Annotated in this window: 12 protein-coding genes and 1 tRNA gene; 3 read left to right on the top strand and 10 right to left on the bottom strand. The window is 69.7% G+C overall.

Annotated features, from left to right (window positions below; genetic code table 11):
- Positions 1 to 113 precede the first annotated feature (113 nt).
- The 3 genes from BLQ73_RS02860 to BLQ73_RS02850 form a co-directional block, all read right to left on the bottom strand.
- Positions 114 to 1,616: an ABC transporter ATP-binding protein gene (locus tag BLQ73_RS02860; RefSeq protein ID WP_245690745.1), complete on the bottom strand. Its 1,503-nt coding sequence runs from the start codon at positions 1,614 to 1,616 to the stop codon at positions 114 to 116.
- A gap of 376 nt (positions 1,617 to 1,992) precedes the next feature.
- Positions 1,993 to 3,159: a nitric oxide synthase oxygenase gene (locus tag BLQ73_RS02855; RefSeq protein WP_176955234.1), complete on the bottom strand. Its 1,167-nt coding sequence runs from the start codon at positions 3,157 to 3,159 to the stop codon at positions 1,993 to 1,995.
- Between the two features lie 403 nt (positions 3,160 to 3,562).
- Positions 3,563 to 3,638 (bottom strand) — tRNA-Asn (locus tag BLQ73_RS02850).
- Positions 3,639 to 3,827: 189 nt separating this feature from the next.
- Between BLQ73_RS02850 and BLQ73_RS02845 the strand changes: the two genes are divergently transcribed.
- Positions 3,828 to 4,136 carry a YtxH domain-containing protein gene (locus tag BLQ73_RS02845; protein WP_093167923.1) on the top strand — a complete coding sequence of 103 codons (309 nt, stop codon included), beginning with the start codon at positions 3,828 to 3,830 and terminating at the stop codon, positions 4,134 to 4,136.
- Between the two features lie 98 nt (positions 4,137 to 4,234).
- On the opposite strand, the gene BLQ73_RS02840 is transcribed toward BLQ73_RS02845, so the two are convergent.
- Together BLQ73_RS02840 and BLQ73_RS02835 are read right to left on the bottom strand one after the other, a co-directional pair.
- The gene (locus BLQ73_RS02840; protein WP_093167921.1) at positions 4,235 to 4,723 is read right to left on the bottom strand and encodes a hypothetical protein; all 489 of its coding nucleotides are present in this window, start codon (positions 4,721 to 4,723) and stop codon (positions 4,235 to 4,237) included.
- A 24-nt stretch (positions 4,724 to 4,747) separates the two neighbouring features.
- Positions 4,748 to 6,049: an MGH1-like glycoside hydrolase domain-containing protein gene (locus BLQ73_RS02835; protein ID WP_245690744.1), complete on the bottom strand. Its 1,302-nt coding sequence runs from the start codon at positions 6,047 to 6,049 to the stop codon at positions 4,748 to 4,750.
- A gap of 346 nt (positions 6,050 to 6,395) precedes the next feature.
- Between BLQ73_RS02835 and BLQ73_RS34450 the strand changes: the two genes are divergently transcribed.
- Positions 6,396 to 9,653: a S8 family peptidase gene (locus BLQ73_RS34450; protein WP_176955233.1), complete on the top strand. Its 3,258-nt coding sequence runs from the start codon at positions 6,396 to 6,398 to the stop codon at positions 9,651 to 9,653.
- A 66-nt stretch (positions 9,654 to 9,719) separates the two neighbouring features.
- Here the strand turns inward: BLQ73_RS34450 and BLQ73_RS02825 are convergent, their stop codons facing one another.
- From BLQ73_RS02825 to dnaG, 3 genes are all read right to left on the bottom strand, one after another.
- On the bottom strand, positions 9,720 to 11,312 hold the full coding sequence (locus tag BLQ73_RS02825) for a serine hydrolase domain-containing protein (RefSeq protein ID WP_093167915.1): 1,593 nt from the start codon (positions 11,310 to 11,312) through the stop codon (positions 9,720 to 9,722).
- A gap of 106 nt (positions 11,313 to 11,418) precedes the next feature.
- Positions 11,419 to 12,522, bottom strand: coding sequence for an RNA polymerase sigma factor RpoD (gene rpoD, locus BLQ73_RS02820; RefSeq protein WP_245690743.1), 1,104 nt, complete (start codon positions 12,520 to 12,522; stop codon positions 11,419 to 11,421).
- A gap of 186 nt (positions 12,523 to 12,708) precedes the next feature.
- Positions 12,709 to 14,571 carry a DNA primase gene (gene dnaG / locus BLQ73_RS02815; RefSeq protein WP_093167911.1) on the bottom strand — a complete coding sequence of 621 codons (1,863 nt, stop codon included), beginning with the start codon at positions 14,569 to 14,571 and terminating at the stop codon, positions 12,709 to 12,711.
- A gap of 173 nt (positions 14,572 to 14,744) precedes the next feature.
- Between dnaG and BLQ73_RS02810 the strand changes: the two genes are divergently transcribed.
- Entirely contained in the window at positions 14,745 to 15,626 is an 882-nt protein-coding gene (locus tag BLQ73_RS02810) for a M23 family metallopeptidase (protein ID WP_093168180.1), read from the top strand.
- 114 nt (positions 15,627 to 15,740) lie between these two features.
- Here the strand turns inward: BLQ73_RS02810 and BLQ73_RS02805 are convergent, their stop codons facing one another.
- Both BLQ73_RS02805 and BLQ73_RS02800 read right to left on the bottom strand, forming a co-directional pair.
- Positions 15,741 to 16,955, bottom strand: coding sequence for an NAD(P)/FAD-dependent oxidoreductase (locus tag BLQ73_RS02805; protein WP_245690742.1), 1,215 nt, complete (start codon positions 16,953 to 16,955; stop codon positions 15,741 to 15,743).
- Between the two features lie 147 nt (positions 16,956 to 17,102).
- Positions 17,103 to 18,356, bottom strand: a complete 1,254-nt coding sequence (locus BLQ73_RS02800; protein ID WP_093167909.1) for a deoxyguanosinetriphosphate triphosphohydrolase — start codon at positions 18,354 to 18,356, stop codon at positions 17,103 to 17,105.
- Positions 18,357 to 18,384: the final 28 nt, after the last annotated feature.

Raw genomic sequence — 18,384 nt, 5'->3', positions numbered from 1 at the left:
GGCACCACGGCGGGATGCTCGGCCGGATCGCCTCCTCGCACCACCTCCTTTCTCCTCTCTTCGCGGCCGTCTCCTTGAGGGAGCCGGGGCGGTGCCCCCTCAAGGAGACGGGTTCATCTCGGGGAGAGCACGGGGGGCGCCGCGGCCAGCAGGGCCTCGGTGCGCCGGTGCCGGGGCAGGAAGAAAACGTCGTCCACGTCCCCCTCCTCGACGACGCGACCGCCGTCCATGACGAGCACGCGGTCGCTGACGTGGTGGACGACCCCCAGATCGTGGGAGATGAACATCAGCGCGGTCCCGTCGGCCGCCTGCGTCTCGGCGAGCAGGTCGAGGATCTCCGCCTTGCCCGAGGTGGGAAGCGCCGCCACCGGGTCATCGCAGACGATGAGGTCGGGTCGCGGTGCCAGGGCGCGGGCCACGGCGACGCGCTGCCGTTCACCTCGCGACAGCGCGCGCGGGCGCAGGCCCGCGACGGAGGCCGGCAGGCCGACACGGTCGAGCAGGTCGGCGACCCGCGCCCGCCGCGCGTAGCCGGGCAGCGCGCTCAAGGACTCACCGATGAGGCGTTCGACGGTGTGCCGGGGGCCTACGGATTCGAGAGGCTCCTGCGGGATCAACTGGATCATGGAGCGCCACGGCCGCCTGCTCCGCTCAGGCAGCCATGACCACGGCCTGCCGTGCAGATAGACCTCGCCGGCCGCGGGCCGCGTGCGGGCGGCCAGCAGCCTGCCGAGGGTCGACTTGCCCGCCCCCGACTCCCCGATGACGCCGAGCGTCTCCCCCCTGTGGATCCGGAAGGAGACGTCGGTCACGATCTCACCGGCCCTGCCGCGCGCGGTGAGGTGGACGGCGTCCACGACGACCGACCGGATGTCGATCCTCCGCGGAGGCAGCGCCGGGCGGAGCGCGACCCCGTCCCGGGTGACGGCGGCGAGGCGGGTGCCGCGTGACGCGCCGGACGCCGTGGCGGCGAGCAGCCTCCGCGTGCGGGGGTGGCGCGGGTCCGCGGTGACCGTCTGGGCCGGGCCCTCCTCCACGATGACGCCGTCGTGCATGACCAGCACCCGGTCGGCGACGGAGGCGAGCGCGGCGAGGTCGTGGCCGGTGACGAGCACCGCCGTCCCCGCGTCGCGGCGTTCGGCGAGCAGGCGCAGATGGCGGGTGCGGGCGACGGGGTCGAGGGTGGACAGGGGGTCGTCCAGAACGATCAACTCGGGGTGGGTGTCCAGCGCGGTGGCGATCTCGTCGCCGATCGCGCGCGGCCTGCCGTACGCCATGGGCGCGTCCGCCGTCACCAGACCGGTCAGCCGCTCGCGCAACCGCCGGAAATCGCGGGTGCGGAACGCGCGGGCGTCATGGCCGCCGATCTGAAGGCGGGAGGCGCGCACCGAGGCGCCGGCGCCGGCCAGTCCGACCAGGGAGCGCAGGGCGACGCTCTTTCCCGCACCCGACTCCCCCACGATGGCCACGCACTCGCCGCGGGACACGGTGAACGAGATCCCGCGCACGACCTCCGCCCGGCGAAACGCCACCCGCAGGTCGCGTACCCGGATGAGCGGCGGCGCCGCGGCGGACCCGCGTTCCCGCGGGTCCTCCTCGCTGCGGGGGACGGCCACCGGTTGCTCCCCTCTGGTGAATGTCCGGCTGTACGGCGAGCGCCGGGCGTGGCCACCCGGCGGCGGCCAGCCTCCGCCGCCGGGTGGCCGCCATCTGGACCGCACCGACCGCCTCGCGGACCTCACCATCCGCTAAGGACGATCACTGGGGTTCCCGTGCCCCGGCGGCCGTGCGTCGATCCAGACGTTCTGCGCTTCCCGATGCGCTAACCCATTTAAAAAGTAGGAAATACATGAATCTCTGTCAAGAGTACGCCCACACCTGAACAAAGAAGCTTCCGCCGTACCTCCGCGACAGCGGTACGGCGGAAGCCCTCTTCGTCACTTCACGCGATCAGCCGAGCCCAGCCGATCAGGAGCCGATCAGCCCAGCCGATCAGTTCACGAGCCGCCCGAGCCCCCGCTCGACCGCCTCCGGGTGCTGCACGAACGCCGGGGAGAGCTCCGCCTCGTCGTAGTAGCGGTGGAAGACCGGCGTGGCCGAGCCCGACATGGGTGGCACGATCCACGTCCAGTCCGCGGGGCAGACCCGCCCGGCCTTCTCCTCGCGCTCCACATGCTGGAGGAACCGACGCGACTCGGTGTGGTGGTCGCTAATGGTCACTCCCGCGGCCTCGAACGAGTGCAGCACTGCCACGTTCAACTCGACCAGGGCGTGATCGCGCCAGAGGGTCCGCTCGTGGCCGGTGTCCAGGCCGAGCCGTACGGCGACCGCCTCCAGCAGGTTGTACCGATCGGCGTCGCCCAGGTTGCGCGCCCCGATCTCGGTGCCCATGTACCACCCGTTGAACGGCGCGGCCGGGTAGCAGATCCCGCCGATCTCCAGGCACATGTTGGAGATCGCGGGTATGGCGTGCCAGCGCAGTCCGAACTCGGCGAACCACGGGTACGACGGGTGGACGAGGTCCACCTCCACCACGGCGTCCTCGGGCACCTCGAACATCTTCGGCGTGCCCTGCCCGGCGGAGATCACCAACGGGAGCACGTCGAAGGGCGTGCCCGCTCCCCCGCGCCACCCCCAACGGCGCACCATTTCCGTGAAATCCACGTATCGGGGGTCGCCGAGCACGGACCCGTCGGCCTCCCGGTAGCCCGCGTAGCGGATGAGCTGCTCATTCCATATCTTCGGTCCGGGCCTTCCCGGGCGGTCCGGCGCGAACACCGTGATCGTCGGCCGGATCCGCCCGCTCTGCTCGGCCTCGCGCAGGTGGCCGACGCACTCGTCCGCGACCTGCTCGGCCGTCTCCACATGGCGCCGGTCTCGCACCCGCATGGAACGCCAGTAGAGCCGGCCGATGCACCGTGCACTGTTGCGCCAGGCGACGCGGGCCCCGAAGGTCAACTCCTCGGAGGTATGGGTGTACGTCCCCGTCATGGATATCTCGGACATGACCTCCCGCAGCCGGTGCTCCACAGGACCGGCCGACGGATTCTCCGCGTGGAAGAGCCGGATGAACTCCTCGGCGGCCCCCTCGTCGGCGGCGAACTCCCGGGGAGGGGGGAAAGGGGCTTGCGCAGTACGCGGAGGATAGGAGTTGATCACCGGAAGTTGGGCACCATCGACTGACTCCAGCGCCTGGCGCTGGGACCTTCTCCAGGTCAGCACGTGTTAACCGCCACACTCTGCTCACGGGTGCCTTCGCCGTTCCGGGCGGCTCCGGTGCCCTTGGTGCAGTGGCCCTTCCCCACTGCAATCACGAATGGTCCGCGGCGCCTACGCCCCGCGGTTACCGGCAGTGAGCACGGCGATGCGGGACGCAGCAAGGATCATTTTCTGCGATTGACCGTGATTTGTCCCCCGATCTCGCACATGTCCTTGGAACTCGAAGGAGTCACGCCCGCGAGGCGACCTCGAGGGCGGGGACGGGCACCGGCGATCGCCGGGAACGGGAAGGAGAACCACAACGAAGAAGCCCCAGAAGGCTGGCCTTCTGGGGCTCAGTCGATGGCTCCCGCGATAGGACTCGAACCTATAACCTGCCGGTTAACAGCCGGACGCTCTGCCGATTGAGCTACGCGGGATCGACCTCGCGCCGTGAGCTCCAGGACCTTTCGGGCCTGTCCCTCCGGCGCGGAACTAGATTAGCGCACTCTGAGGGGTGCGTGTCGCATGCAATGGTGTGGGGTAGGTCGAAAACAAGCGGCCTACCCTACGTACGGGAGCGCGGGCGGAGCGACGGCCCCCCGGAGAAGCAAGGCGGAGGTGCAACGATGCGTTACCGGATCACGTTCGCGGCAGGCTTGGCGGTGGGTTACGTGCTGGGCAGCAAGGCGGGCCGCGAGCGCTACGAGCAGATCAAACGCACCGCGCAGCGCGTGGCGGACAACCCCTCCGTGCAGGAGGCCGCCGGACTGGTCGGGGCACAGGCGTCGCGCGTCGCGAGCCTCGCCAAGGCCAAGGTGGGCGACGCCGCGGGCCGACTGCCGTTCCTGCGTCAGGAGGAATACGAGAAGGACACCGGCACCGGCTGGCCCTACGAGGAGCAGGAGCCGACCAGGCACACGCCGACGCACCACTGAGAAGCCGCAACGCGCGCCTGCCGCGTCCCCCCAGTACCCCCTGTCCTCCGGGTCCTCCGGGTCCCCTCTTGCGTCCCCGGGTCACCCGCGTCCCCGTGTCACACGCCCATCGTGCGGCGCATGCCTTCCAGTGCCTGCTCGGCCAGCGCGCGCAGCCCGGGATCGTCGGGATCCATGCCGGGGTCGAAGGCGAACTCCCAGAGCAGTTCGCTCGTCCCCGGCCGGCGCCGGGCCACGATGCGCACCCCGCCGCCGCGCTCCTCCAAGGTGACGTATTTGCTCACCACGATGGAATGCATCACACGTTCGCGCACGACCTCGGGGAGTCGTCCCGGCTCCGCCGCCGGCACGCGGTGCGACGCCCCGCGCGTGGGCACGATGGTCAGCCCCTCCTCGTCCCAGGACGCCTTGTCGACCAGGTGCCACGGCAGGCGGGTGCCGTCGGGGAGGAACAGCGCCTGGTCGGTCGCCACCACATAGCCGTCCTCCCCCGACCGCGCGTGGGTCAGGACGCGTTCGCCCGGTTCGGTGGCGAGTGCCGTACGAACCGAGGCGGGCAGGCGCTGGGAACGAAACGAGAACCTCATGCCGGACACGCTATCCGCCCCGTGTCACCGGCACCGTCCGGCTCCCCCGTCCAGCACGCCGCCGTCGGCCAGCAGGTCCAGCGTCAGCGCCGCCGACCACGAGAAGTCCCGGCATCCCCGGCCGCTGCCGTCGAACGGGTCGTAGCACTCCCGGAATCCCGCCTGGCGCACCAGCCGCAGCGTGTCCGCGGCGAGCCCCTCCGCGAGGTCCCACAGGCCGTGTACGGCACAGGCCCGGCACAGCAGCCAGTTCATGTTGATCCACGACGGGCCGCGCCAGTAGCGCGCCCGGTCGAACTGCTCGGCGCGGACGTCGCAGCTCGGCACCGGATAGCCCGAGGCTCCCATGAAGCGCGCCGACGACAGCGTGCGCACCATGTCCTCCACGCGGTCGCCGGGCATGCCCGGGTCGAGCAGCGGCCCGAACCCGCCCACGGTGGCGAGGCGGAGCAGTCGTCCGGTGCGGAGGTCCCTGGCGTGGAAGCCGCCGTCCCACAGCCGGTCGAGCAGGGCCCGGCGGATGCGGGCGGCACGCTCCGCGTGGGGGCGGGAGTCGGCTCCGGCGACGGGGGCGAGCTCGGCGAGCGCCTCGCAGGCCGCCAGCCACATGCCGTTGAACATCGGGTCCTCGACCGCGAACGGGTGCTCCTGCCCGAGGTATTCCGGCCGGTAGCCCGAGTCGCGATAGCGCGTCGCCAGCCACACGAAATGGTCGGTGTAGCCGGCGGGGCCGGCGCCGTTCGGCGGCGCCCCGGGGAGGGCGGCCAGCGGCCGGTCCCAGGCGGGGCTGTCCTCCATGCCCGACTCCCAGGGGTGGACGATCGCCGCGAGCCCCGACCCGCCGAGGTCGCGGGTCGCGGCGAGGTAGTCGTGGTGGGCGGCGAGCCGGGGATAGGCCTCGCGCACGAACCCGACCGCCCGGTCGCCGTGGTGGCGCCAGATCCACCAGGCCGCGAGCGCGTGGAGCGGCGGGGCCGTCAGCCCTGAGGTGGGGAGGTCGGCCGGGGCGTCCTCGTGGTCCTGCGACCGCCAGACCGCGGGCCCGGGGAAGTACGCCTCCGCTGTGCGGAAGATCATATGGGGCACCATGCCGTCGCGCCACTGTCCGGCGAGGGCTCCCCGCAGCTCCGCCATGGCCCGCGACGGGTGCGATCGGGCCAGACCGATCGCCACGAAGGCGGAGTCCCAGCTCCACTGGTGCGGGTAGAGCCCGGGCGCCGGCATCGTCGCGCGGCCGGTCCAGTTGGCGTCGAGCACGGACAGCGCCTCGCGTGCCAGCGCGTCGTCGTCGACCGCAGGCCGGGACTCCATTGGTTCAGTGTCCACCCACCGGACGGTCCGGTCCATCGCATTACGGAACCCAGGCGCAAATTAAATGCCGATATTTACGGACATTGACCATGGCTCGTATCCCGGCGTAAGGTCGCGTTGATCAATGGATCATCTGCTCCGGGGAATCTCGGCGAGCGGCGCACGGGGACACGATTGCGCGCTGCCGAAACCGGCTCCGGATGAGTCCTGATGTTTCATGGCCGCACCTCCTGACCTCGTGCGGCTTCTTTCCACGGGCGGGGCACCCGTTGGACTTCGCCTCGCCTTGAGTCACTCAGCTCGGTCGAACACCAAGGGCCGCGGCGGCCTTCGCCGTGCCCGCATTCACCGAAGGGGACGCATGAAACGCACAGCAGGTCTCACGGCTTTAGCCCTGGCCTTCTCGGTCGGCGGCCTCAGCACCCAGGCCGCCGCACAGACCGGCCCGGCGAGCCCCGCTCCGAAGCCCTCCGCCAACCACCGTTCCGGGACGGTCACCCTCATCACCGGTGACAAGGTCACGCTGAGGTATGACCAGGCGGGCAAGCCGGTGGCGCGGATCGAACCGGCGGGGAACCGCGCAGTGCAGTTCTCCACGGTCCTGCACAAGGGCGCCCTCACGGTGATCCCTTCCGACGCCGAACCGCTGATCGCGAGCGGTCTGCTGGACAAGCGGCTGTTCGACGTCACCCAACTGCTGGCCTTCGGGTACGGCGACGCCGAACGAGGCGACATCCCCGTCATCACCGAATCCGCCAAGGGCGCGACTCCCACGCTCAAAGCGGCTCAGCAGGCCGAACCGATCCCCGCCCTCGGCTTCACCAGCTCGCGAGTACCGAAGAACAAGGCCGCCGAACTCTGGAAAGACCTCGCCGGGACCGGTGCGCAGGCGAAAACCATGGCGGGCGGCGTCGAAAAACTCTGGCTCGACGGCAAACGCCAGTTCAACCTCGACAAGAGCGTCGAACAGATCAAAGCCACCACCGCCTGGACCCAGGGACTCACCGGCAAAGGCATCACCGTCGCCGTCCTGGACAGCGGCTACGACGCCAACCACCCCGACCTGAAAGGCGTCGTCACCCAGGCACGCAACTTCTCCGACCAGACCACCGACACCCGCGACAACATCGGCCACGGCACCCACGTCGCCACCACCATCGCAGGATCAGGAGCCGCCTCCACCGGCAAATACAAAGGCGTCGCCCCCGACGCCAAACTCGCCATCGGAAAAATCGGCGACTTCTTCATCACCGACTCCGCCATCCTCGCCGGACTCGACTGGGCCGCCAACCACGTCAAAGCCAAAGTTGTCAACATGAGCTTCGGCGGCCCCGACACCCCCGACATCGACCCCATCGAACAAGCCGTCAACACCCTCAGCACCACCACCGGCACCCTGTTCGTCGTCGCAGCCGGCAACAGCGGCCCCCAGAGCATCGGCTCACCCGGCAGCGCCGACGAAGCCCTCACCGTCGGCGCCGTCGACAAGAACAACACCCTGGCCGGCTTCTCCAGCACCGGCCCCCGCGACCACGACAAGGGCCTCAAACCCGACGTCACCGCCCCCGGCGTCGGCATCACCGCCGCCGCAGCCGAAGGCACCGCCACCAGCCCCTACACAGCCATGAGCGGCACCTCCATGGCCACCCCCCACGTCGTCGGCGCAGCCGCCATCCTCGCCCAGCGCCACCCCACCTGGACCGGCAGGCAACTCAAAGCCGCCCTCACCGGCAGCGCCGTCAAACAAGGCACCAACACCCCCTTCGAACAAGGCGCAGGACGCATCGACGTCTCCCGCGCCATCACGCAAAGCGTCACCGCGGACCCCGGCACCCTCTCCGCCGAACTCCCCTGGCCCCACAGCGACACCCAGCAGACCACCAAAACCCTCACCTACACCAACCACGGCACCGCACCCGCCACCCTCGACCTCGCCGTCGAGAACAGCGGCGGAGCACTCCCCGCCGGACTCATCACCCTGTCCACCCCACAGGTCCAAGTGCCCGCGGGCGGAACCGCACCCGTCACCGTGACCATCGCCGCCAAGGGCGCCGCCACCGGCGCCTACAGCGCCGTCATCACCGCCACCGCCGGCGACACCACCGTCCGCACCCCCATCGGCGCACACATCGCACCCGAAACACACGAAGTGACCGTCAAGGTCATCGGCCGTGACGGGCAGGCCCCCGCCGAAAGGGTGTCGGCCTATGCCTACAACGTTGCCTCGGGCAAGTTCACCGACATTCCGGTAACCGCGGGAACGGGCACGGTGCGCCTGCCCCTCGGCGACTGGTTCGTCCGTGCCCTCATTCCTTCTCAGCAGGCGAGTACACTGGCTCACGCCCCCTTGAAGGTGGCGGCGGGCGCGGAACCGGTGGTGCTGGACGCGCGGCAGGGCAACCCCATCCGTTTCAGCCTCGACCGGCCCGACGCGACTCCCGACCAGGTGCTCTCGCAGATCGTGGTGCATCGGCAGGGACAGGCCTCGTTCGAGTTCGGGAACGTCGTGTTCGACGCCGACCCCAACGCGTCGGGCTACGTGATCCCCTCCCGCCTCCCCGGCGTGGACTACCTGGCCTCCACCGTCTGGCACAAGCAAGGTGCGCCGATCAGCCCCTACCGCTACGACCTGGCCCTGCACCACACAGGCGGCCTTCCCGACAATCCGGCCTACCACGGCAAGACAGCCGCCCTCGTGAAGGTCACGTCCAAGTACCACGCGCCCGGGGTCGCCGGCGAAGCCCAACTCCTCGTCGGGGCCGCCCCCGGTGACGGGGCGATGCTGTTCGGCGGCACGCGCGTTTCGCTACCGAGCACCCTGACGCAGTACCGGACCCCCTCACGTGCCCTCACGTGGTACTCCAGGGTGATCCACGGCAATGAATACGAGGTGTTCGACAGCGGGACGGTCCTCAAGGGGCGGACTCACCGCGAAACCTGGGGTGCCGCCGTGGCCGGCCCCGCGGCCGACCGGTACGGCAGCATGCGATACCAGAATGAGATGTGGGTGTCGGCCTCGTCCCTGTTCACCGACCCGGTGGCCGGCCGTACCAGCTTCGATTTGAAGACGAGCGGCACCATCAGCCTCTCCCTGGACGGCCGGGAACTCGGCAGGCAGGACTTCCCCCACTGCGAGGGTCCCGCCCCCTGCGAGCTGGCCGTCACCGTGCCCGAGTCCGCAGGCACGTACACCGCCACCGCGACGGTCAAACGCGACGTCCCCCGCACCGCCCTGTCCACCGCGGTCGAAAGCACCTGGACCTTCCCCTCGGCCCGCACGGCGGACTTCACAACGCTGCCCCTCCTTTCGGTCCGCTACGCCCCCAAGGGCCTGAACAACTTCAACCAGGCCAAGGCCGGCACCGCCGTACGCATCCCCCTCCAGGTCGAAACCCCCGCAGGCACCCCCAAGCCCAACGTCCAGGCCATCACCGTCGAGGCCTCCACCGACGACGGCACCACCTGGACCAAGGTCGAACTCCACCGCACCCACAAGGGCTGGAAAGTCCACATCCCCGCCACCCTCACCGGCAACTTCGTCTCCCTGCGCGCCACCGTCGACGCAGGAGACACCAAGGTCACCCAGACCATCAAACGGGCCTACGCCCTGATCCCGTAAGACCCGTAAGACCCGTGAGAACGGAAACGCCGCCCCCGGCCCGCCTGGCCGGGGGCGGCAGGCCCGTCAGTCCCGCCGGGTGAAGCGGAGTCCAACGGCCCGGGGATCCTTCACGGTGATGTCCGGCCCGCTGTGTTCAAGGACAAGAAGTCCCGACACATAGAACCCTTCGCCCGTCGGCGTCAGCTCCTCCGGCTCACGCCAGCCGCGGCGCAGCCGTACACCGCGCTCGTCGACCGTGATCCTGTAGACCGCGTCCAACTCGTCGCTGTAGTACGTGCCCGCCAATCCCGGGTCCGGTACGGCGGAGCCCTCGACCTGCCTCAGCGTGGCGTCGAGCATGTGGTGGACCTCCACGTGCAACGACCCGTCGGCCCGCACGGTCAGCGCCGCGTCCAGCCCGAAGCCGCCTATCCCGAACCGCTGCTGCCCGTCCTTGGGGCTCCCGGCCGGCTCCAGCGGAAGCACGTCGCCGAGCAGCCGGACGCCCGGCCCCTCGTCGGACACCAGCAGTTCGAGGAATGTCGTGCCTTCGGCGTCGCGATACCAGCCGACCTTGTCGGCGAGGTCCGGCGCCTCGGGCCGCTCCGCACGGCCGCCCGCCCCGCCGGAACCCGGCCCCGACAGGCCCAGCACACGCTCGGCCACGCCGTGCGCCACCGCGTTCGGATCGGTGGACGGGCAGTTCGCCAGCACGATCACCGTGAGCCGGTCGTCGGGGAACCGGAGGAACTGCGAACGGAACCCGCCCCACGACCCGCCGTGGTGCACCGTACGGCGACCGCCCCGCTCGTCGAGCATCAACCCGTAGGCGTAGCCCAGTTCGGTGCCGTCATTGAGCCGACCCCTGACCAGCAGCCGCCGGATCAGGTCGTCGCCGTCCGGCAGTGTGCTCCCGTAGAACTGCCGGTCCCACAGCGCCAGGTCGCCCACCGTCGTCTGTACGGCACCGTCCCCGACGACGTCGATCCACGGATTGTCGACGACCATTCCGCCGTCCGGCCCCGGCGTGTAGCCCGTGGCCCGGCGGTGAACGACCTCGCGGTAGTCGTCCCGAGCGAACGTGGAGTCCATCCCGAGCGGCCCGAAGATACGCGCGTGCAGGAACTCCCGGAAGGTGACCCCGCTCACCAGCCTGACCAGGCGGGCCATCAGCAGGTAGCCGGAGTTGCTGTAGCTGAAACGGCTGCCCGGCTCGAAGTCCAGGCCGCGCTGCCTGGCCAGCAGCTCGACCACCTCGTCCTCGGGGGACAGGTTCTCGATGTAGCGCCCGGCCATGCCCGCCAGCGCGATGTAGTCGCGGACGCCGCTCGTGTGGTGCACCAACTGCCCGACCGTGATCTTCGGGTAGTGCCTCGCGAGCTCCGGCATGTAGTCGCGGATGTCGTCGCCCGCCGACAGCTTGCCGTCCTGCTCAAGCAGCGCGATGCCCGCCGCCGTGAACTGCTTGCTGGTCGAGGCGATGTCGAACCGCGTCTCCGGCGTGATCGGCACGCCGAACTCCAGACTGGCCAGGCCGTACCCCTCGGCGAACACCACCTCGCCGTCCCTGATCACCGCGATCGCGAACCCGGGCCCGTCCGGCTTGATGTACGGCGCGCATACGTCCTTGACGATGCTCCCGATGCTCCCGCTGCTCCCCATGCTGTCAGCACTCATGAGGCCACTCTCGCCAGCTCCCCGGTGCCTGGCATTGGCCGCCCGGCTCAAACCGGCCGCCGAACTGTGGCCTGCGGAACAACCGCTGGAGAGGCGCCTGGGACTCTCAGTCGAGATAGTCCTTCAGCATTTGCGCTCGGGTGGGGTGGCGGAGTTTGGCGAGGGTCTTGGATTCGATCTGGCGGATGCGTTCGCGGGTGACGCCGAACTCGCGGCCGACCTCCTCCAAGGTGCGGGGGTGGCCGTCGGACAGGCCGAAGCGGAGCTGGATGATGCGCTGCTCGCGTTCGGAGAGGGTGGCGAGGATGTCGTCGAGCTGGTCTTGGAGCATGATGAACGCCGCTGCCTCCATGGGGACGACGGCGTCGGCGTCCTCGATGAAGTCACCGAGGTCGGAGTCCTCCTCGCCGATGGGCGACTGGAGGGAGACAGGCTCCTGTGCGATGCGCTGGATCTCGACCACCCGGTCCACCGGGAGGTCCATTTCGAGGGCGATCTCCTCAGGCACGGGTTCGCGCCCGAGATCCTGGTGCAACTGGCGCTGGACGCGCACGAGTTTGTTGATGGTCTCGACCATGTGGACGGGAATTCTTATCGTGCGCGCCTGATCGGCTATAGCCCGGGTGATGGCCTGGCGAATCCACCAGGTGGCGTACGTCGAGAACTTGTAGCCTTTGGTGTAGTCGAATTTCTCGACCGCTCTGATCAGACCGAGGTTGCCTTCCTGGATGAGATCGAGGAAGAGCATTCCCCGGCCCACATATCGCTTGGCGATGGAGACGACGAGCCTCAGGTTCGCCTCGATGAGGCGCTGCTTCGCCTGGTTGCCCTCCCAGACGAGTTCGTGGAGTTCGGGCAGGGTCAGACGCGCGACATCGCTGGTCAACTTGTCCTCGGCGAACAGGCCGGCCTCGATGGACTTGGCGAGCTCGACCTCCTCCTCGGCGGTGAGCAGCGGCACCCGCCCGATCTCTCTGAGGTAGATGCGGACCAGGTCGCTCGTCGGGGCCCGCTTGCCGAGGTCCTCGTCGTCGGTTCTGCCGGACTCGTCGTCGCCCACGGGCTCCAGCACTTCGACTCCGTGCTCGGCCAGCATCCGCACCACGCGTTCGAGCGCGTCCGTCGGGAGTTCCGACCGGTCGAGCGCGGCGGCCACGTCATCGACGGTGACGCTTCCTCGCTCTCTTCCCCTCGCGACGAGATCGGCCACCTGATCAACCGACGGTGGTCCGCTTGGCAGCACCGATGCACCCACAAAACATAGTCTGCTGGATTGGGTGCTGAAAATGGCAGACCTATTTTTGTCACCGAAGGTAAGGCGGCAACCATTACCGAATTGAGATCTATATAGGGTTTGGTCGAAGGATGATCAGGAAAGGTAAAGCGAATTAACCGGTCAACTTCCCGCTGCCCGGTCACGAAGCGTGCGCCGCTGCTGTTCGAGCGCCACAAGCTCCCCGAACAACCGGTTGTAGTCTTGCTGCTGCTCAACCGGGTTGAGTCGCTGCATCCGCCCCTTGACCTGCGCGATCGCCCGATCGACCGAGATCGCCTCCAGCGCGGCGAGCATCGCCGCCGCGTATCTCTCCTCGCTGTCCGACTCGGCGCGCAGGGCTTCGACGGCGAACCGCGTCACCGTCGAGCGGAGGATGTCGTCGGTCGCGGCCTCGATGAGCCGCTCCGTCCACTCCCTGCCGCCGTGACCCGCCGCCCCCATACCCCCGGCCGCCAGGACGAGGCCGTAGAAGGCCGCGTGCTCGGGACGGCTGAAACTCTCGTCGCCCAGGGCGTCGAAGCCCGGCCCGAGCAGCGCCGGCCGCTGCACGGCCAGCTTGAGCACCTCGACCTCGACCCGGACGTGCGGGCTCTCGGGCTCCTGCGGGCGCTCCTGCTGCCTGCCTCTACCGGAGCCGGGCGGGCCGGCGGCGGTGCGCCGAGCGACCTCCGCGACCCTCTCGATCACGAACTGCTCGTCGAGAATGCCGAGCCAGCGGTCCAGGTCGACGGCGTACATCCTGCGGAGAGCGCTGTCCTTGATGCCGGCCACGATCGGGGCCGCGGCGTCGAGCGCGGCGAGCCGCCCCTCGTTGGCCCGCAGGTCATAGCGGTTGATCACGCTGCGGATGGCGAAGGCGAACAGCGGCTCGCGACCGGCCACGAGATCGCGCACCGCCGCGTCCCCCTCCTTGACCCGCAGGTCGCAGGGGTCGAGACCGTCGGGCTGCACGGCGACGAAGGTCTGCGTCACGAACTTCTGGTCGTCGGCGAACGCGCGCAGCGCGGCCTTCTGACCTGCGGAGTCGCCGTCGAAGGTGAAGATGACCTCACCGCGGAACTCCGCCTGGTCGAGCATGAAACGACGGAGGATCTTGATGTGCTCCTCGCCGAACGAGGTGCCGCAGGTCGCCACGGCGGTCGGCACCCCGGCGAGGTGGCAGGCCATCACGTCGGTGTATCCCTCGACGATCACCGCCTGGGAACGCTTGGAGATCTCACGCTTCGCCAGATCAATGCCGTAAAGAACCGAGCTCTTCTTATAAATAGGACTTTCAGGAGTGTTCAAGTATTTTGGGCCGTCGTCGGTCTCAAGCAGCTTTCGCGCTCCGAATCCGATGACGTCTCCGGTCGCATCGCGAATCGGCCAGATCAGCCGCCCTCGGAAGCGATCGATCGGACCGCGGCGCCCCTCCTTGGCCAGCCCGCCCTTCACCAGCTCGGCGGTCGTGAAGCCGCGCCCCAGCAGATGGCGCGCCAGCGCCTCCCACTCGTTGGGCCCGTAGCCCACCCCGAAACGCTCGGCGTCGGCCCGCTCGAACCCCCGCTCGGCGAGGAAGCGCCTGCCCGGCGCCGCATCCGGCGCGGCGAGGCGCTCGGCGTAGAACTCGGCGGCGACCCGGTGGGCCTCGATCAGCCTGGCCCGCTCCCCCTGCTCGCGCTTCGGCACATAGCCGCCCTGCTCATAGCGGAGCTGGATGCCCGCCCTGACCGCGAGGCGTTCGACCGCCTCGCCGAAGGTCAGGTGCTCGATCATCTCGATGAACTTGATGACGTCGCCGCCCACGGCGCAGCCGAAACAGTAGAACAGCCCTCGATCAGGCGTCACATTGAACGAGGGGCCCTTCTCCTCATGGAAGGGGCACAACCCCTTCAGGTTGCCTCCGCCCGCGTTGCGCAACTGCACGTGCTCGCCCACCACGTCAGCGATCGGAGAGCGCTCACGCACGAGCGCGATGTCCTCATCACGGATCCGCCCTGCCACGTCGAGAGTCTACGGCGAGCCACCGACACTTCGCGCCCCCGCCTGGAGTGGGCTCCGCCGTACGGCACATGGCATCCTAGGTCGGACTTTCCCGAACATGCCATGACGGATGTGGGGGTCGGTTACAAATGTAGGCGAATATCCCGTTCAGACGACACACACAGGTGGGGATCATGCGATCGGGCCCTCTCTTGCGACTGGCGGCCATCAGTGGGGCGGCCGTGATGACGGGGGCGTGCGCCGGAGCGCCGGAAAGCCCGCCGACGCTGAAGGCCGCGCCCGTCAACGCGGTCTCGACGCCTTCGCCCGTCGTCACCGCCACGATCCCCGAGAAGCCTCCTTCGGGCGACAGCCCCGCCGTACCCAGGCCCATGGCGGACGAACCAGTACGGGTGCCCCCGCCGAAGGTGTCCAAGTACACATATACGTTTCCGGTCAAGGGCTGCCGCACGACCTATGCCCGCGAGCTACTGATGGTGGCGAAGAGCACGATCTGGGCGGATCGCGGATGCGCGTTCGTCTCGCCGGTCGACGGCGTGGTCGACGAGGTCCAGACCGTGAACCGCTGGAGCTCCTCCACCGACCGCGGACCGGACCGCGAGGGGCTCTTCGTGACCGTCATCGGCGCGGACGGCGTGCGCTACCTCGGCGGACACCTGGAGTCCGTGGCGCCGGGCATCCGGCCCGGCACCAAGGTGAAGGCAGGCCGGCAGCTCGGCCGCATCGGCAACTCGGGCAATGCGCAGTCCACGGCGAGCAACCTCTACTTCGCGATCTCCTGGAAGACCTCGCCGCACTACTGGTGGATACGGCGGGGCATGGTGAAACCCTGGGACTACCTGGACGCCTGGCGCTCGGGCAACCCCACGCTGTCGCCCCGGGAGGAGACCATGGCGCTGCGCAAGAGCGTCGGGGCCACGCTGCCGTGCTCGACGCTGTGCGGAAGGCAGCAGCAGCCGCCCGCCCCGACCCCGCCGAAGAAGAAGAGCAAGAAGCGCACCCCCGCGACGCCGCTGCCGCTGGACCTCGGCGCCGCCTCCCACGGCAGGCACTGACCTCAAGTCGGCTCACGCCGTACGGCGACACGCCCCGGACGCGGTCTCCCACCACGCGTCCGGGGCCGCCGCCGGCCCGAGCCCGGGACCGGGGCGTGCTGTGTCAGCGCTGTGTCAGCCCGCCAGGCCGTCGAGAGGACGGGACGGGTCGGCCAGCGCGTCGGGGTCGACCGGCCGGCCGGACCGGATGAGCGCCTGGATCGGCCCGGTCACATCCCAGATGTTGACGTTCATCCCGGCGAGGACATGGTTGTCACGCAGCCAGAAGGCGATGAACGACAGCTCCTCCACCGACCCCCGATAGACGACACGGTCATATCCCTGGATGTCCCCAGAGAACTCCATGCCGAGTTCGAACTGGTCGGTGTAGAAGTACGGCACGCGGTCATAGACGACCTCCTGCCCGAGCATCGCCCGGGCCGCGGCGGGGCCGCCGTTGAGCGCGTTGGCCCAGTGCTCGACCCGGATGTGGCGTCCGAGAAGCGGATTGAACGCCTCGGCCACGTCGCCCGCCGCGTAGACGTGCGGGTCTGAGGAGCGCAGGGAGGCGTCCACCACGATGCCGTCGTTGACGTCGAGCCCGGCCTCGACGGCGAGGCCGACGTTGGGGGCGGCGCCGATGCCCACGACCACGAGGTCGGCGGGGAGCCGCTCGCCTTCGGCCGTCACGACCTCGCGCACACGGTCGCCGCCGCCGATCTCGGCCACGCCGGTGCCGAAACGGAACTCGACGCCGTTCCGGCGGTGGACGCCCGCGTAGACCTCACCGAGCTCGCGCCCGAGGACACGGTGGAGCGGGGTGGGTTCGGGCTCGACGACCGTCACCTCGCACCCGGCGGCGCGAGCCGCCGCGGCGGTCTCCAGACCGATCCACCCCGCCCCGGCGATCACGACTCTGCCGCCCTTGGCGAACGCCTCGCGCAGCGCCTCGCTGTCGGGGATGGTGCGCAGGGTGCGCACGCCGGCGAGGTCGGCTCCGGGCACCTTCAGAGCCCGCGGCGTGGCCCCGGTGGCGATCAGCGCCTTGTCGTAGGCCACGGTCCCGCCACCGTCCAGCTCGACAACGCGGCGGTCGCGGTCGAGCGCCACGGCGGTCGCCCCCTGCCGGAGGTCCACCGAGTGCTCGGCATACCACTCGGGCGTGTGGACGAACACCTTCTCGCGCTCGGACCTGCCCTGCAGGTAGCCCTTGGACAGCGGCGGGCGCTCATAGGGGCGCTCGCTCTCCGCCCCGAGGAGCACGACGTCGCCGTCGAACCCTTCGTCTCTCAGCGTCTGCGCCGCCTTGGCTCCCGCAAGCCCGGCACCGATGATCACAAAGGTCGTCACGCGTTTGGCCTCTCTGCCGTCAATGAATCCGTTCCGGCGAACCGAGCCGGCCCGCCGGGCCGGGACACCCGCAGTATTTCGCGGTCACTGGGCGCAAGCGCGCCACTACCGCCGAACAATTCCCCGGAAAACGCGCGGCAGGTGAGGTCAGCGTGATCTGCGGGACAGGTGACGGTGCCAGGCGACGGCGGACGTGTCGGTCAAGGAGGCGATCTGGTCGATGACGACCCTGGTCCTCGCCGCGTCGCCGCCGGCCTGCTCGAACGCCGGGCGGAACGCGGGTTCGAGGGTGCCCGGCGCGCCGCGGGTGATGAGCGCGCCGAGCTCGGCGATGAGGTCGCGCTGCCTCGCCTGGTTGGCGTGATGCTCGTCGCGCGACATCACATAATGCGCGATGACGCCTTTGAGAAGGGCGCATTCGAGCCGGGTCGTCCTCGGCACGACGAGATCGGCGGACCTGCGGTCGGGGCGCGAGCCGTACGCCTCCCGGGTGGCGGTCTCGGCGGCGCGGCAGAAGCGGCCGATGAGGGTGCTGGTGAGCCCTTTGAGCCCGGCGACGTCGGCGAGGCCGCCGTCGAAGTGCCGCGGCCAGAGGGGTTCGGCGACGAAGCGGTCGAGGAGTTCGGCGAGCTCGGCCGGGTCGGCGTCGAGGCAGTCCCACTCGATGGCGCGTTTGACGATCTCGCGGCGCTGGCCGCGGTCGCGCAGGGCGTCGAGCGTGACGTGGCCGGAGTGCAGGGCGTCTTCGAGGTCGTGCACGGAGTAGGCGACGTCGTCGGCCCAGTCCATGATCTGGGCTTCGAAGGAGACCCTGCCGGGGGCGGTGCCCTCCCGGATCCACGTGAAGACCGGCGCGTCGTCAGGGTAGACGCCGTATTTCGGCCCGGCGTGAGCCGGCCTCGCCTGGCGGGTCCACGGGTATTTCAGTGCCGCGTTGAGCGAGGCCCGGGTGAGGTTGAGCCCCGCGCCCCGCCCGTCCTCGTGCAGCACCTTGGCCTCAAGCCGGGTGAGCAGCCGCAGGCTCTGAGCGTTGCCCTCGAAACCGCCGCAGCCTCCGGCGAGGGCGTCGAGCGCCACCTCGCCGTTGTGCCCGAACGGCGGATGCCCGAGATCGTGGGCGAGGCAGGCGGTCTCGACCAGGTCGGGGTCGACGCCGAGCGTCTCGCCCATCTCCCTGCCGACCTGCGCGCACTCCAGCGAGTGGGTCAGCCTGGTGCGGGGGATGTGCTGGCCGAGATCGTAGGTCTCGCCCGGCCCCACCACCTGGGTCTTGGCCGCGAGCCTGCGCAGAGCGGCACTGTGGAGCACCCTGGCGCGGTCGCGCTCGAAGGAGCCGCGCTCGGGATTGCCGGGTGGTTCAGGCACCCAGCGGGCTTGGTCATGCTGGTCGTAGTGCGCCATAAGAGCAGTGAGCATAGTCGCTCGACGG

The sequence above is a fragment of the Sinosporangium album genome, assembly GCF_900100605.1.
In the GTDB taxonomy this organism is placed as follows: Bacteria; Actinomycetota; Actinomycetes; order Streptosporangiales; family Streptosporangiaceae; genus Sinosporangium; species Sinosporangium album.
This window is presented reverse-complemented; position numbering and strand designations above follow the sequence as displayed.